Annotated in this window: 16 protein-coding genes; 4 read left to right on the forward strand and 12 right to left on the reverse strand. The window is 41.8% G+C overall.

Annotated elements, in window-relative coordinates:
• Window positions 1–24: 24 nt before the first annotated feature.
• Window positions 25–339, reverse strand: coding sequence for an antibiotic biosynthesis monooxygenase (locus B6N13_RS06300; protein ID WP_169458865.1), 315 nt, complete (start codon window positions 337–339; stop codon window positions 25–27).
• Between the two features lie 226 nt (window positions 340–565).
• On the opposite strand from B6N13_RS06300, the gene B6N13_RS06305 reads away from it, so the two are divergent.
• Entirely contained in the window at window positions 566–1,525 is a 960-nt protein-coding gene (locus B6N13_RS06305; protein ID WP_169458866.1) for an AraC family transcriptional regulator, read from the forward strand.
• A 67-nt stretch (window positions 1,526–1,592) separates the two neighbouring features.
• Here B6N13_RS06305 and B6N13_RS06310 read toward each other — a convergent pair whose 3' ends face one another.
• Both B6N13_RS06310 and B6N13_RS06315 read right to left on the reverse strand, forming a co-directional pair.
• On the reverse strand, window positions 1,593–2,648 hold the full coding sequence (locus tag B6N13_RS06310) for a hypothetical protein (RefSeq protein ID WP_011977941.1): 1,056 nt from the start codon (window positions 2,646–2,648) through the stop codon (window positions 1,593–1,595).
• 219 nt (window positions 2,649–2,867) lie between these two features.
• Window positions 2,868–3,326, reverse strand: a complete 459-nt coding sequence (locus tag B6N13_RS06315; RefSeq protein ID WP_169458867.1) for a DUF1456 family protein — start codon at window positions 3,324–3,326, stop codon at window positions 2,868–2,870.
• 214 nt (window positions 3,327–3,540) lie between these two features.
• Between B6N13_RS06315 and B6N13_RS06320 the strand changes: the two genes are divergently transcribed.
• Together B6N13_RS06320 and B6N13_RS06325 are read left to right on the forward strand one after the other, a co-directional pair.
• Window positions 3,541–4,674: an acyltransferase gene (locus tag B6N13_RS06320; RefSeq protein WP_169458868.1), complete on the forward strand. Its 1,134-nt coding sequence runs from the start codon at window positions 3,541–3,543 to the stop codon at window positions 4,672–4,674.
• Between the two features lie 112 nt (window positions 4,675–4,786).
• Complete coding sequence (locus B6N13_RS06325) at window positions 4,787–5,404, forward strand: LysE family translocator (protein ID WP_169458869.1); 618 nt, start codon at window positions 4,787–4,789, stop codon at window positions 5,402–5,404.
• A 95-nt stretch (window positions 5,405–5,499) separates the two neighbouring features.
• On the opposite strand, the gene B6N13_RS06330 is transcribed toward B6N13_RS06325, so the two are convergent.
• The 5 genes from B6N13_RS06330 to B6N13_RS06350 all read right to left on the reverse strand — a co-directional run bounded on the left by B6N13_RS06330 (window position 5,500) and on the right by B6N13_RS06350 (window position 10,397).
• Complete coding sequence (locus tag B6N13_RS06330; RefSeq protein ID WP_169458870.1) at window positions 5,500–6,561, reverse strand: class I SAM-dependent methyltransferase; 1,062 nt, start codon at window positions 6,559–6,561, stop codon at window positions 5,500–5,502.
• Window positions 6,551–7,159 carry a gamma-glutamylcyclotransferase family protein gene (locus B6N13_RS06335; RefSeq protein WP_169458871.1) on the reverse strand — a complete coding sequence of 203 codons (609 nt, stop codon included), beginning with the start codon at window positions 7,157–7,159 and terminating at the stop codon, window positions 6,551–6,553. Before B6N13_RS06335 ends, B6N13_RS06330 begins: the two co-directional genes overlap by 11 nt.
• A gap of 186 nt (window positions 7,160–7,345) precedes the next feature.
• Complete coding sequence (locus B6N13_RS06340) at window positions 7,346–8,872, reverse strand: DHA2 family efflux MFS transporter permease subunit (protein ID WP_011977935.1); 1,527 nt, start codon at window positions 8,870–8,872, stop codon at window positions 7,346–7,348.
• Window positions 8,873–8,882: 10 nt separating this feature from the next.
• Window positions 8,883–9,947 carry an HlyD family secretion protein gene (locus B6N13_RS06345; RefSeq protein WP_011977934.1) on the reverse strand — a complete coding sequence of 355 codons (1,065 nt, stop codon included), beginning with the start codon at window positions 9,945–9,947 and terminating at the stop codon, window positions 8,883–8,885.
• 24 nt (window positions 9,948–9,971) lie between these two features.
• Complete coding sequence (locus B6N13_RS06350; RefSeq protein WP_011977933.1) at window positions 9,972–10,397, reverse strand: MarR family transcriptional regulator; 426 nt, start codon at window positions 10,395–10,397, stop codon at window positions 9,972–9,974.
• 202 nt (window positions 10,398–10,599) lie between these two features.
• Between B6N13_RS06350 and B6N13_RS06355 the strand changes: the two genes are divergently transcribed.
• Window positions 10,600–11,349, forward strand: coding sequence for an SDR family oxidoreductase (locus tag B6N13_RS06355; protein ID WP_169458872.1), 750 nt, complete (start codon window positions 10,600–10,602; stop codon window positions 11,347–11,349).
• Window positions 11,350–11,360: 11 nt separating this feature from the next.
• Here the strand turns inward: B6N13_RS06355 and B6N13_RS06360 are convergent, their stop codons facing one another.
• The 4 genes from B6N13_RS06360 to cyoC all read right to left on the reverse strand — a co-directional run bounded on the left by B6N13_RS06360 (window position 11,361) and on the right by cyoC (window position 15,101).
• On the reverse strand, window positions 11,361–13,022 hold the full coding sequence (locus B6N13_RS06360; RefSeq protein WP_169458873.1) for a tannase/feruloyl esterase family alpha/beta hydrolase: 1,662 nt from the start codon (window positions 13,020–13,022) through the stop codon (window positions 11,361–11,363).
• A gap of 167 nt (window positions 13,023–13,189) precedes the next feature.
• Window positions 13,190–14,080 carry a heme o synthase gene (cyoE, locus tag B6N13_RS06365; protein ID WP_011977930.1) on the reverse strand — a complete coding sequence of 297 codons (891 nt, stop codon included), beginning with the start codon at window positions 14,078–14,080 and terminating at the stop codon, window positions 13,190–13,192.
• A gap of 86 nt (window positions 14,081–14,166) precedes the next feature.
• Complete coding sequence (cyoD, locus tag B6N13_RS06370) at window positions 14,167–14,490, reverse strand: cytochrome o ubiquinol oxidase subunit IV (protein ID WP_011977929.1); 324 nt, start codon at window positions 14,488–14,490, stop codon at window positions 14,167–14,169.
• Window positions 14,490–15,101, reverse strand: coding sequence for a cytochrome o ubiquinol oxidase subunit III (gene cyoC / locus B6N13_RS06375; RefSeq protein ID WP_011977928.1), 612 nt, complete (start codon window positions 15,099–15,101; stop codon window positions 14,490–14,492). Before cyoC ends, cyoD begins: the two co-directional genes overlap by 1 nt.
• Between the last annotated feature and the right edge of the window lie 2 nt (window positions 15,102–15,103).

Below are 15,103 nucleotides of genomic sequence, written 5' to 3' on the forward strand. Positions count from 1 at the left end.
TCTTGGTGGGCATTATGATCAGAGTTAAACCCAATGATTTTCTATCACATCGTAATGACGAACAAAGGTATCTGGATCTAGTTCATATTCATCATCTTCAGGATAAAGTTTGGCTACTTCAATATCCTGACCAGCAAACGCCACGATAGACTCACGAGTCGGCCAATAAGTAATCAGAGTCACCTCGAACGTTAACTCATCCACTTCTCGTCCAAAAATTTGAGCCCCTTTAAAACCTTCTGTAGCCGATGTATCTTTCACACCTGTTTCATATAAGTAGGCTATGAAACCTTCTTTTTTAGCCATTGGGCAACGGGCTTTCCACTCTCTTGCGATCACGTTAATTACTCCTCTTCTATAATCTATGTACTGCCTGATTAATCAAGACATATAACATTGTTTGCAACAACATTGTTTACTATATCAATAATTGATGCACTAACCTCAAAATTGGATGACTAACTCAAAGCACCAAGCATTACACTTTATAGGCGCTGTAAAACAAGTTCAAAGTTTTACCTAGATTGCTGACTTATAAAAATAATTAATGCATTGGTGTGTAAATATGAAGTTTGATTTTTCTGCCTGCGACCTTCAAGTTGCAGACGCTTCAGCACAAGCTCTTGCTAGTATTTTATTGGATAAGGGTTTTGGTGAGCATCATTTTACTCAAAGTATGCCTCAAGAAAGGCTTACTACCTTGAAATTTAAAGAATTCGGACCGCTTTCTATTTTAGAGTATGCAGTGGGCATTGCTACACACGTTAGTTCTTCCAATGTAGAAAACGCTTATTTTCTACACGTGATTTTAGCGGGTCATAGCGTCGAGCAGCATCAAAATGGGACGCGCATTCTTAAAGCAGGTGATTCTATTTTCATAATGCCAAAAAACCGTTTTGAGGCAAATGATTCAGCTGACTGTAGAAAGCTTATTGTTAAAATTCCTACTGATTTTTTACATCAAACAGCACGAGAGTTTGGTTATTTATTTCCTTTAGATCCAATTCGATTTGATTCAAAAGTAAGCCAATTCCCGCTGACAGGGCCTTTGTTTAATCTGCTAAACGACATATTGCAGCAAGATAAAGATGAGCTCTATGAACGAGCATTGATTTATTATTGCAGACTATTAAACAGTGGAATTTTAAATATGTTTGATAGCAATGTTGGTCCAAGCACTCTTCCTAAAAAATCGTTACATCGCCATATTGAACGTATTCGCAATTATGTGTTGGATAATATTACAACTGACATAGCTATCGATGAATTGGCTCATTTGTGCCAAATCAGCCGTAAGTCACTCTACAATCTTTTTGAACGAGAGACAGGACTCACACCTTCTGCTTACATTCGTCGTCTCAAATTAGAAAGTATACATTCTGAATTGAAAAACAATGAGCGTATTAAAAATGTGACACAAGTTGCACTAAAGTATGGCTTTACTAATTTAGGAAGATTTTCGGCTCAATACCGTGAGCAAATCGGGGAATTACCTTCGCAGACATTACGTGATTTTTCGTACTGATTTAGAGTTAAAAAAAACAAACTGGGCAAAAGGGTAAAGCCCAGTCTGTTCTTGTCAGTGCTCTTTATTAAAACTTATACATCGCCATGACTTCTACTTGCTGACCTGCTGGACGTACTGTTGTACCGGTCGCTGAAGGTGGTCGAGTAGCCGCATTTTGATCTCGTAGCTCTACACCAAATTCAAGCCCAGGAAGGTATGTGTAAATCATGTTTGCTGTTGTTGTTTTAAGAGTGTCATCGGCAACAGTTGAGTTCACTTCATCAGAAGTTACTTGGCCGTAACGTAGATTAACTCGAAGTTTGTCGCTTATCTTGTGGCCAATGCCCGCGGAAAAGCCACTGACTGTCACTAAATCGCCATTGCCGTCTAATTCTGCTGTTGCCGCAGTTCCTGCAGAACCGTTATAGCCCCATCCTGCATATATTGCAGCACCTTTACCAGAAAAGCCGCTCAGCGTTACACTAGTATCGCCAAAATTCAATTTTGCGGCCAATGACAGTGCAGCCCCAAATTCAGAATCACCATTATTTAAGCTAACGTCGCGGCCTGTAACTGCCACATTTAAGGCATGGCCGTCTGCTGTGCGATGGGTATAAGCTGCCACCATATCTGGATAATGAGCTTCATTGTAAAGAGGATCTTGTAAGGTTAAACGCATACCGTCTTTTGCATAATGCACAACAAGATCAGGTCTTACGACCGCACCATTCCCCGAAACAGTACCTATTCCAGTTCCATAGAAATTAATTATTTCTGTATCGAACGGCGCATTAGCATAGAATTGTCCAGTCCATGTTTGACCAATAGTTAAGTTATCAATCGTAATCGTGGCATGGCGTAAACGAAACACTGAAGATGCGCCTCTGAAGTCCCCTTCAATAAATCCCTTCAGGTTATGATCGCCCTCTTTACGACTAGTAGTGACATTCAAACGAGACTGGCTTGCGCTTCCTTCAAAAGTACTATTACTTTCGTCAGGGTTATTAAACACGCCTTCGGCCTTAACATAACCGCCGACGCTAAATTGAGTGCCATTAAAATCACCTAATTCCAAAGCAAACCCTTGGGAGGAAAGGCTGGCAACGATAACAGCTTGCGCGACTTTATTTTTCATTAGCATATTGATACCGCCCTGTATTTATCATTTATATTTATTATGGGAAGCCAATATCGCAAAGAGCGGCGTAATGAAATAGCCAAATAGTGCAAACTTTGTACATAAAGTGCAAAAAAAACAAATAGCGGAGTAATAAAATTAAAAGAAGCTAATTTTTTACGAAAAACTGCTAACAGATTTGAGAGCAGTTTTATTGGGTAGTGTTATGGATAGGTATCTAAATTAAACTCGAAACTGCTTCTGTAATCCCATCAAGAAATTACGCAAGATTTGGTCTTTGCATTCGCAGTAGTGACGATTGTCTGGCTTACGAAAGAAAGAGCTCAATTCATGCTTGCTTAGGTTGAATTCCGCTAGCGACATGATATCGAGGATTTCTTCAGCTTGTAGGTTTAACGCAATACGCAATTTCATGAAGATAGCGTTATTGGTAAGGCGCTTTTCCGGCACAGGTTGAGGGCCTTCACGTTTGCCACGCTTAGTATTGATGAAGCCATTTAGAAATGTCGCCATTTCCACATCAATCATTTCGACATAACCTGCATCGTCTTCTTTCTTTAGCCAGCTAGTAACTTGCTCTTGCGATGCAATGCCATCCGCTGCTGCAAAGGTCTCTACAATAGAGAGTTCTTTTAGATCAAAGGTATAGCGAAGGCGGCGTAAAATATCGTTGTTATTCAAAATGATTTCCTAGTGTTAGGGGGCATAAATAATAGTAGGCGCGACTCTAGCAGATTGGCAAGCATTTACCTATATCTGTCGCTAAATCCGTAAGAATATCGTCGAAAATGCATGATTATCGTAAAATTCTAGATTCTGTCTGCAAACTATATTGATTAGAAACAAAACTGGCGACTTAATAGCTTGTATCTCTTACTTTCATGGATGTAAGCCAGTGAACATTACGCAAAAACCCACACTGATGGATATCGAGGCCTCCCAAGAACCTTCTGTCGATAAATCAAGTCCAACAAAAGCCAAGAAGGTCGTTCGAGTTATAGAATTTGATTACCTACGCGGATTGGCGATTGTCCTCATTGTGCTAGGACATTCCGTCACGAATACCAATGATGGTTTTCCTGTTTGGTTAGAAAACATCGTTCGTGGTGGCACAGGCGTTTTTGTGTTTATTTCTGGCTTTTTCTTTCATCACATATTTGCCCAACGCTTTGATTATAAAAAATTTATGTCAAAGAAAGTACAGAACGTATTAGTGCCATTCTTGTCTGTTTCAGCATTTGCAATTGTGGTCAATTTCTTCGTTTTTCTATTCGTTGATCACGCCAGTGTGACGGAAGCTCTGTCGATGTGCTGGGAGGTTTTGCAGCAAGGTTTTGTGCTGTTTCCCCATTGGTACATTCCTTTCATTATGGCGACTTTTTTATGCTCAGGGCTGCATTTTCGCTATTTGAAACTGCCATTATTTGCCCAGCTTTCTATTTTAGCGGCGTTTACTATTATTGCAGTGATGATCCACCGCCCAGCTGATAACATAAATGTATTGCAGTCATTAGTGTATTTCACTCCCTTCTATTTATTGGGTATGTTGTATTCACAATATTTAGATTGGATGAAGCTACACTATAGCTACTTTTTGGTCGCTGCGATTATCACGGTGATCGCAACAGTCTGGCTGCAATCCGGTGTTTTATTTCATGCAGGAGGGTTTCATAAAGCTGCTTTTGAATGGGGTGGTATCGATTTACAGTTTATTCAAAAAATGGGCTTGTGTATTTTACTGGTTGGTTTCTGCTCACATTGGGTTTGGCCTACTCTTGGAAAACACCTAATCATGCTTGCCTCCATTAGCTTCGCGATTTTCTTTTTACATCCATTACTGGGCATGATATGGGGAAATACGAAATATTTTTTACTTAACGCAGGCTATATCGAACCCAACACGACCGTGGCCTACAGCCTTATTTCATCGGTTTTTTTGTTCATCTTTCAGTTCTATGGATCGGTGTGGTTAATAGGGAAATTGAAGCGTCTATTTGGTTCGAAAAGCCGATTACTGATTGGAGCATGATGATCAAAAACATCCCACCAGCAACATAATAATATTTGTTTTTATCCTTTTATTGTAATCTCTTAAAGTCACAGAAACTGGTATTCTCGAAAAGCATTGAAGGACGTGGATTATGATTAGCATAGAGTTTTTAATTACTTCATTAATTTTAGTGCTCATTCCTGGCACTGGAGTGATTTACACGATTTCAACAGGACTGTTTCAAGGAGCTCGTGCTTCATTCGCTGCAGCGCTAGGTTGTACTTTGGGAATAGTGCCTTCAATGCTAGCCAGTATTTTTGGCTTAGCTGTTATTCTGAATACCAGCGCAATGGCTTTTCAAGTGGTGAAATTTATCGGTGTTGCCTATTTGCTTTATTTGGCTTGGTGTATGTGGCGTGAAACTGGTGGATTAGCATTAGAGAAAAAAGAAGAGCAAAAAATCAACTTATTTCAAGTAGCTCTGAAAGGCTGCTTGATCAATGTTTTAAACCCAAAACTGACGATCTTTTTCTTAGCATTTTTACCGCAGTTTATTAACTCAAATAGCAGTTTGGCGACCAGTCAAATGCTTTTACTTGGCGGTATTTTTATGGCGATGACTTTCATTGTTTTCATTCTATATGGAGCTCTCGCAAGCAAAGCGCGTCGATACTTAATTGGCTCCTCTAACATTGCTAAATATCTGCAACGAACCTTTGCCATGAGCTTCGCTTTATTGGGTTTGAAACTTGCGTTGACAGACCGTTGATGCAACCTGACAACCAGTTGATCCAACTAATAAAATAAAACACGCCTATTTTCAAAAATAGGGCGTGTTTATAGCACTCAAAAAAGCTTATAACATTATTTTTTCTTCGGCTGACGGCCGTGATATATCGCGAAGCCTCTGTCTCGATACAAACGCGTGTGAGAACCCAGCGCCGCGTCTAGAATAGGTGGATAACGCAAGAAGTCGTTGGCAACGACAAATAGCTCACCGTTCAAGGTAAGATGTTGTTTAACCGTCATAAAGAAGCTTTCAGCAATGCTGTAGTCGGTATTCACACCACTGTGGAATGGTGGATTGGTAACAACATAGTTAAAGCGGCCTTTCACTTCATCTAAGCCATTAGAAGCAATTAAAGTCACTGCGTCGCTGACCTGATTCGCAGCGAAGGTTAATTCCGTTGCTTTTAACGCCAAGACACTATCGTCCAGAGCGGTAATACGCGCGCCAGTTTTATTATGCAACCAAAGAGCAATGATGCCGTCACCACAACCAAAATCGAGTATTCGTGCGCTGGCAACATCACTCATAAAGCGATGCTGATTAAGCTGCTTTAATAAAATGTCGGTACCTTTATCAAGTTTTCCATGACCAAAAACACCCGGCAAACTGCACAATGTTAATGTTTGACCTGCAACTTCCTGTTTCCAAGTCGTAATCCAATCTTCAAATACAAATGGCTTCGTAGGACGACGCTTATAGCCTGTATAAAGCAAACAGTGCTTGGCACCATCTCGTTTACCAACTTCATCTAATCCCGCTTCTAGACGCTTCATAGAGGATTTAACGCCGCTCTTATTGTCACCCACTAGCCATATTTGTCCGCCTTCTTTTAAAAGAGGCAAAACTGACGCTAGCAAATAATCCAGCAACTCTTTGGCTTTAGGCTGATAGATAACAATGTGATCGAAGTCACTGCCATGCTCTAGCGCCCATTGTTCGGACAAGAAAAGCTTTTCATCCGCAAAGCCAACTCGCAACAAAGCATCATAATAGGTTTTAGATTGGCACCAAGCATACACATCCGCTTTTCTGCTCAAATCAAGTGGATAAGTGTCTTCAGGGTTAGCAAATAAGATTTTGCCGACCAACCCTTCTTCGTTGCGCACCAATAATTGGCTCGTCGAGTTAAGATTCATAAGTTACAGATAGCTCTTTAATAGATAAGGTGGTTACAGGCGCCAATAAAGTATTCAAACGCTCAGTAGAAAGTTCTGGTTGCACTCGCGGATAACGAGGGGCTTTTCGGTCATTAAGCAAAGGCGATGCCCAGCCTTTGGTTAATGTTAAAAAGTCTTGTGCAAAATCATCACCGTGCTCTAAGCAACCAGACAAAATGACATCTAGGTAACTTAGTGCAATAGGACACTCATGGTAAGGTTCAATCACATTTTCTGTGTGATAAACCCAATAAGTGCCTTCTGGTAAAGGATGGTCTTGATACGTTGTTAATTGCTTGGCGTCGATGGCAGCTCTTTGATAGCCCTTTTCACGTTCATCAAATAAGGGAAATTGGTCATAAGGTACTTCGACCAATACGCCATTACAGGCTTTTTCTGGAGCATGGATCACTGCAACAGAGCTCATACCATACTCAACTGACATTACTGACCAATGACGCTCGAATCCATGTAACTTAACAGGCCAAACCTTGCCTGTTTCGCCTGTTTTCGCGCGGCTTTCACCATTAATTAGGCTGCCATAGCCCAAAATAAAGTGTCGATCTAATGCGCTCATAGCAGCCTCCAAGCAAAACTAGGTAAATCAAATATCCAGATAACACGCATGATAACGTGTGGCTTTAGACAGTACTAGCTTATGTATTCATTGATCGATAAGAACACAGCAATAGCAATGTATAAAGATACAAAAAAGCCCTGAAAATCAGGGCTTTCACAATTTATATCTAAACCTTAATGTTTTTTATGCTCTAGTTTGTTTCGACCTTCCTTTCAACAAAAGCACCAAAGGCAAAGCCGCTATAGTCACCCACATCATCAAACGAAAATCTTGTAAATACGCCAAGGTTGCAGCTTGTCCAGTCACCACTTGGTTTAGTGCCGAAAGCCCCGCTGCCGTTGTCGTATTATAAGCTCCCTGTTCTTGAGCAATCTGTAAGCCAAGATTAAATGGATTAATATAATCCGCAAACGCCGCATGGTTTATCTGTGTTCGCTGCGCCAAGTAGGTCGTAACCACCGAAATACCAATACTACTACCGATGTTTCTCAGCAAGCTAAACATAGACGTGCCTTCATTGCGGTATTTAGGATCTAAAGTTGCAAAGCTAATGGTAGATAAAGGCACAAAAATAAACCCTAAACCCGTGCCCTGAACCATTCCCGTTCGGATAATGTCCCATGCCGTTACCTCAGTGGTAAACAACGTCATTTCCCACATTGAGTAAGTGATCAGCACCAAGCCCAATGTGATAAACAATCGAGCATCAATTTTATTCGCAAAGCGTCCAACTATAATCATCGCCGCCATGGTGCCAAAACCTCGTGGAGCCAGAATAGCACCAATATCAACAACCGGATAACCCATTAATGAGCTCATGAACGGCGGTAGTAATGCCATGGATGACAACAAAATAATGCCAACTATGAAAATGAACACCATGCCGACACTGAAGTTTCTATCGCGAAACATTTTCGGATCGATAAACGGATGGCTGTGGGTAAAAATATGCACCAAAAACATAGCGCCACAAACAACAGTTAACAAACCTTCTATCGTCACCTCTAAACTCGCAAACCAGTTCTGCGATTCGCCTCGGTCTAGCATCATTTGTAAGCTACCAATAGCAACACCGAGTAGAACAAAGCCATACATATCAAAACTGCGTTTCTTATCGAGCTTTGATTCTTCTAAGAAGCCAGCCAAACCAAGCCAAGCGATAATGCCAAATGGCACGTTGATATAAAACACCCAGCGCCAGCTATAATATTCGGTCAACAAGCCACCAAGATAAGGCCCTAAAATTGGCCCAACCATCACACCAACGCCCCACATGGCCATTGCTGAACCATGTTTTTCTTTCGGGTAAGTATCAAGCAATACAGATTGAGACAACGGCACCAAGCTCGCCCCAAACACACCTTGCAGCAAACGGAACAATACGATTTGATCTAACGATTGCGCCGCACCACATAAAATAGACGATACAGTGAAGCCTACTATTGACCACATAAACAAACGTTTACGGCCAATTTTTGCGGACAAAATCCCCGTCAGCGGCATACAAATTGCCGCGGCAACAATATAAGACGTCAGCACCCAAGAAATCTGATCTTGGGTGGTTCCCATGGCGCCTTTCATATGCGGCAACGCCACGTTGGCAATAGTCGTGTCTAACGCCTGCATGATGGTCGCTAACATCACAGATATCGTGATCATAATGCGATTAGTACCAGCGTCCTCCGTTTTTAGGCTTTGCGTAAGCGCCATCTCTATCGCCTCACAAAGCTAGACCGAATAAACGGCGCTGATGTTCTGTATCTATTGTGACATTTGAACTAAAGCCTGTACGTAATACTGGTGTATCTTGATCTGTATCGACAAGAATCTTCACAGAAAGGCGCTGGGCAACTTTTACCCAGTTGCCTGTCGCATTTTCCGCTGGAATCACTGAAAATTCAGAGCCCGTCGCAGGACTAATACTTTCAACCTTGCCATGTAGTGAAACTCCAGGGTAAGCGTCCACTTCTATTTCAACTTCTTGGCCTGGTTGAACATAGGTTAAATCTTTCTCAGTAAAGTTTGCTGCAATCCATTGTCGCTCATCAGATACCAACACCATAGTAGTGGAACCTGCCGTTACGTATTCACCGCTATTAGGAACTTTTGCTACCACACCAGACGCTGGCGCTCTCACATTTACGTGACCAAGATCAATACGAGTTTGATCTAAGGCAGCTTGAGCGGCTTGGTAACTAGGGTGATCTTCAAGAGGTGCGCTTGGATCTCCGCCCAAAGCTTCTTTCAATCGAAACAAGTCTTTCTTCAAGGTAGCAACCTTTAGTTCACTGACTTCGGCCGCCTGTCTAGCTTGATCAAACTGAGTGTCTGAAATAAATTTTTGTTTTAGCAGGTTTGCCTGACGCTTTTCTTCACGTTGATTAAAGGCAAACTCGTTCTCCGCTTGATTGATTTCAGCCTTTTTCTCTTCGTAAGCCGCTTTTTGCTCCAAGATATTTAATCGAACTTGTTGCAACTGCGCTTGAGCCTTCGCTTCAGCCACTTTGAAAGGCGTTGCATCAATGCTGAATAACAACTGACCTTTTGAGACTTTTTCGTTTTCTTTGATCGCTATCGTTTGAATCGCACCAGACACTTCAGCATTGATTGTCGTTATATCTGATTGGACATAAGCGTTATCTGTTTCAACATAACGACCGCCTTTCATATACACAAACACAGAAGCTAAAATCACCACTAGAGGCAATGCCACTAATAAAACGCGGCGAGTCGTACGCTTTTCTACTTGCTTCGGCAAGGATGGATTGTTTTCTTGTTCACTCATTTCCAGTATTTCCCCAGATAAATTCTATGATGACGAGTCTGTTGATAAATTTGTATGCATAACAGAGAGCGCCCCCTGAAGAGCTGTTACTTGCTCTTCTGTTAAGCCTTGCAGTGCTTTCTCACGAACTCGCTTAACCTCAACATCAATTTTTTCTAATAAGGGCGTCGACTTCTCCATTAAATACAATCCATAGGCACGACGATCTTTTGGATCGGGACGACGCTCTACCAAATTATCTTCCGCCAATTGATCGATTAAACGGGCAAGCGTGATGGGCTGAATATCCAGCATTTCAGCTAATTGCACTTGTCTAATGCCTTCACAATTAGAGACATAAACCAGTGTCCGCGCTTGCATTGGGGTCATACATAAATCGCTTTTTAGGTATTCCCTACGCATGAGACGAATGATGTCTGTTAGAAGAAAACCAAGATTATTTGTTTGCATTCAAATCACCAAATTTAATATCTTATGATTATTATATATGTTGCTTACTATATTCAATATGGATGCATTAACATACCTAATACTTCCTTAATCTATGAAAATTAGCTGGCCATAAATTCTTAATTTCATAGAGCTTAGAAGCTGGTTTTACTTAAACGGACACGCTATTGTTAAAAACAAATAAAACAACAAGGAGAGTATTTTGGAATCACCGATACTTTTGGTTACTGGTGGCGGGCGAGGAATTGGCGCGGCAACAGCTAAGCTTGCCGCTCAGCAAGGCTATCAAGTCGTTATTAATTATCGAAAAGATGCTTCATCAGCTGAAAAAATCGTTACCGATATTATTGCTTCAGGTGGCTTGGCTCATTGCCTACAAGCAGATGTAAGCGATGTTGAACAAGTCATCGAGATGTTTGCAACAATTAGACGTAATTGGGGACCAATTAAAGCATTGGTTAATAGCGCCGGTGTGTTAGATCAACAAGCTCGTTTTGTTGATACCCAGCCCGAACGCTGGCAACGTATCTTTCAAACTAATGTTTTTGGCACTATGCAATGTTGCCAAGAAGCCTTCCAAGATATGGCTGTGAGCCGTGGCGGTCAAGGTGGTGCTATCGTGAACGTATCTTCTCTCGCCTCTGTCTATGGCTCTCCAAATGAGTATGTAGATTATGCGGCGAGCAAAGGGGCGGTCGACTCTTTCTCCAAAGGCTTTGCCTTGGAAGTCGCTGGTGAGGGCATTCGAGTTAACGTGGTCAGACCGGGATTGATATATACTGACATGCACGCCGATGGTGGTGAAGCTGGGCGAGTGGATCGCATCGGCCCCAACTTACCATTACAGAGAGGTGGACAACCAGAAGAAGTCGCCGAAGCCATCCTCTGGTTACTCAGCGATAAATCCAGCTATTCCACCGGTGGTTTTATTGATGTTGGCGGCGGTCGCTAACCTAAAACGGATTATCTGGCGACAACGCATTGGAAAGAGCTGGCCTTAAGAAAGTCGCCTTTGTTGTACTTTGCGTAAGATGGATAAGGACACAAAGGACGCGTTATACCAGCCATACGGGCTGTAATTTCTGAATTTTTCGCACGTGTGGCAGCAACAATACTGTGGGGTGCTTTTTTTCTTTCGACCCACGAAACTAAAGGTGTAAGCATATCAAATTGATCAGCTGATGGACCACCTTGTCCGTGTGGCATACCAGGAACACGATATAAACGTACAAATTCTGGCGCTCGACCTTCAAGCATGAAATCCAAAAAATCATACCAACGCATAGTATCTTTTACCGAAAAAACTGGGTCACTGTTACCATGAAAGATGATCATCTTTCCACCATGTTGCTTAAACTCAGCCAATTTTGGTTTAGCTGCATCTGGTGTTGTCATGATAGTCATTGCAGATTCTTTGAATTGATTATTAGTCGCATAAATTTTAGGCGCGTCTTTATCAAAATCAAACTTAAACAAGTAATTCTCTAACGCATAAATATTACCAGCAACATTCGTAAAAGGCGTCGTGAAAATATGCGCTAATGAAGCAGCTCCCATCACCACACTGATAGGTTTATTACTCCAATCTGAGATCGTACTTTCAACTTTCCACATGCGCCAGTTAGCAGAGCTAATTCCCGTGTCATAAGCCCAATCAGCATATAAGGCTTGATTCCTGGAGTTATGCGGACCCATATGCATACGCATCAAAGCAGCAACTTTGTTTAGCGGTAAACAATCGCGATCAAAATTGCTTTTACAAACTAGCGCTTTGGGGTCAAAGATTTTTTGGCAAGCGTCAGCTGCAAATATCATGTCATCGCTAATACCGTCTAAGGTATCACATTGATCCAATATACGTTTTGCGAACACTTTCAAATCGCGAGGCGTTAACGATTGACTAATATCGTCGCTTACTCGATGTAACGCCTGAATATCCCAAGCATGCTGTAAGGCAGCTCTAGGTAAGTTAAAGCCTGGGTAGCCCACCAACAAGCCATCAAACATATCAGGGAATCGCGACGCGGCGACCATCGCCATACGTCCACCATTAGACTGACCAAGCCCATATGAATACTTAATAGGTGAAGCGTAATAGCTTTCAATTAAAGAACGAGCAACAGGGTTTAACTTTTGAACAGCACCATAGCCATAATCACGACGTGCTTCTGGATCATGACCAAATACTGCAGGACCAGCAAGCCCGGCTTCTGGATTAGCTTGAGCATCGTGACCGCCGTTACTTGAAACCACAGCGAAGCCTTGGTTGATCGCATACTGAGAACTAATAAGTCCTGTTATCGCACCTAACGCAGGCTTAACTTCACCATCATTTCCGCCATTAAACTGATATCCAAAACGCCCTTGCCAAAAGTTAGGTAACCGTAGCTCAAATTGAATCGAATAAAACTTATCATCAACACCCATACGTTGTGACATGACACCCGAAACCAAGCAATAAGGACTTCGAACATCTTTGTCTCGTCCCATCATTGTTGTCTTAATTTCTACATTTTGAGGCGCTTTTGTAACTAATGTTTGGCAATTCACTGCATAGGCAGCAGTGCTACTGCCTAACAAGACAAGTGTCAAAGCCGGTACAAAATAGGTTAAAAGCGTTTTCATTCACATCGTCCTTTTTGATTTTTAATGTCAAACCAAAGAAATTATCCTGCATGAGGTTTTACGCGCAAGCATTCAAAATAACGAATAATGAGATAAATAGAAAGTTATCAAGAGAAACAGAAAGGAAATAAAAAACGGGCTAAAAAGCCCGTTTTGAAAAGCATGAATTAATGGGCAGCAAACACCAGTAAATTTGGTGATACTTCATTAAAATCCAATGCCATGGTCACACTAAGAGCCGTTACCGTGATGATGGAGAAGAAGAACACTTGTCGTGCCCATCCATTCACATCAATACCTGGACGATAGCCTCGTAACGCCATAGCAAGCCACCAAAGACTGGTAGCCAGAGCAACAACCATAAAGCCAATCCCAACATAGCCAGTCAGCGGTAAAAGCGCTGCAACTACCGCAAAGGCGGCAATATGTAGAATTATATGGCGTTTTGCTTTTGCGATACCTTGTGACACAGGCAAGACAGGAATCCCTGCCGCTTCATAATCTTTGTAGCGAAAAATAGCGATTGCATAAGAATGCGGCATTTGCCAAATACAAAACATAGTAAGCAAGATAGCAGCACCAGCGTCGAACTGACCTGCTGCGGCGCAATACCCCACAACCGGTGGAACAGCACCAGATAAACTACCAACAAAAGTCCCATATACGGACTTACGCTTGAAATACATAGTGTATAAACCGACATAAACCACATAACCGAATGCAGCAAAAGCAACTGCTACCCAGTTTGTGAAATACGACAGTAATGCAAACCCAATAACACCTAACACAATACCGTGGAAAAATGCCGCTTTACCTGACATTTCACCATTTACAGTAACGCGGTTACGCGTACGCTGCATTTTTGCATCAATATCTCTATCAATGTAGTTGTTAATGGCACAGCCAGAAGCAACCACCAACGACAAGCCAATGACTGTCGCTAGCATAAGGATCCAGTCAATCTCGCCACGAGAGGCTAAAAAGAAGCCTCCCGCAACAGAGATGAGGTTGCCCATAATGATGCCAGGCTTTGTGACCTGTAGATAACGCTTAAACATCTTTATAGGCTCCCATCGGACACACATTACTTATAATGGAAAAACTTATAATGAAAGAAGTCCGCATAATCATCAAATCAATCTGCTTACATCATCATTGCGTTGGAAGCGTAGATAATCCATACGGATAACGCGACAACCATCACAATAATCATCAAAGCAAACAAGAAAGAATAAGCGTCTAACTTACCTTGCTCAGAGGTGAAGTTTAAATGAAGGAAATACTTCAAATGAACAAAGATCTGAACAATAGCCAACAAAATGATTGTTACGTAAGTTGGACCCTTATCAAACGCTTCTGTCATTACCATCCAGAATGGAATACCTGTCAAGATAACAGATAAAACAAAGCCGGTTACGTAAGACTTAACGCTGCCGTGTGAATTCGCTTCAGAAGAATGATCGCTCATTAGATCGCTCCCATCAGATAAACAACGGTGAAAACACAGATCCAGATAACATCCAAGAAATGCCAGAACAAGCTTAAGCAGCTTAAGCGAGTGACAGTTCGGCTACCAAAACCAGATACAGTCAATTCGATCATCAGGATCGCCATCCAGATCAAACCAGCAGTTACGTGTAAGCCGTGAGTACCCACAAGGGTAAAGAAGGCAGACAAGAACGCACTAGCCTGAGGACCGTTTCCATGAACAATCAAATGATGGAATTCATAGATTTCCATTCCGATAAAGCCAGCGCCCAAAAGAAAAGTAACAGACAACCAAGACATGGTGCCTTTTTTATCTTTTTTGTGCGCGCAGATCATCGCAAAACCGTACGTAATACTTGAAACAAGTAGTAATGCGGTTTCAACAAGAACGAAATCTAACTCGAAAATATCTTTACCAGAAACACCACCCGCTGTGTTCATAAAGAGCACAGCGTAAGTAGCAAAAATGGTAGCGAACAACAAACAGTCCGTCATTAGATATAGCCAGAACCCAAACACATTATGCGGTGCTGGATCGTGGTCGTGATGCTCGTCGTGAGCGTCGTGTGTATTCATATGTGTCGTGCTCATGA

The sequence above is a fragment of the Marinomonas sp. UCMA 3892 genome (genome assembly GCF_012726345.1).
Lineage (GTDB): Bacteria > Pseudomonadota > Gammaproteobacteria > Pseudomonadales > Marinomonadaceae > Marinomonas.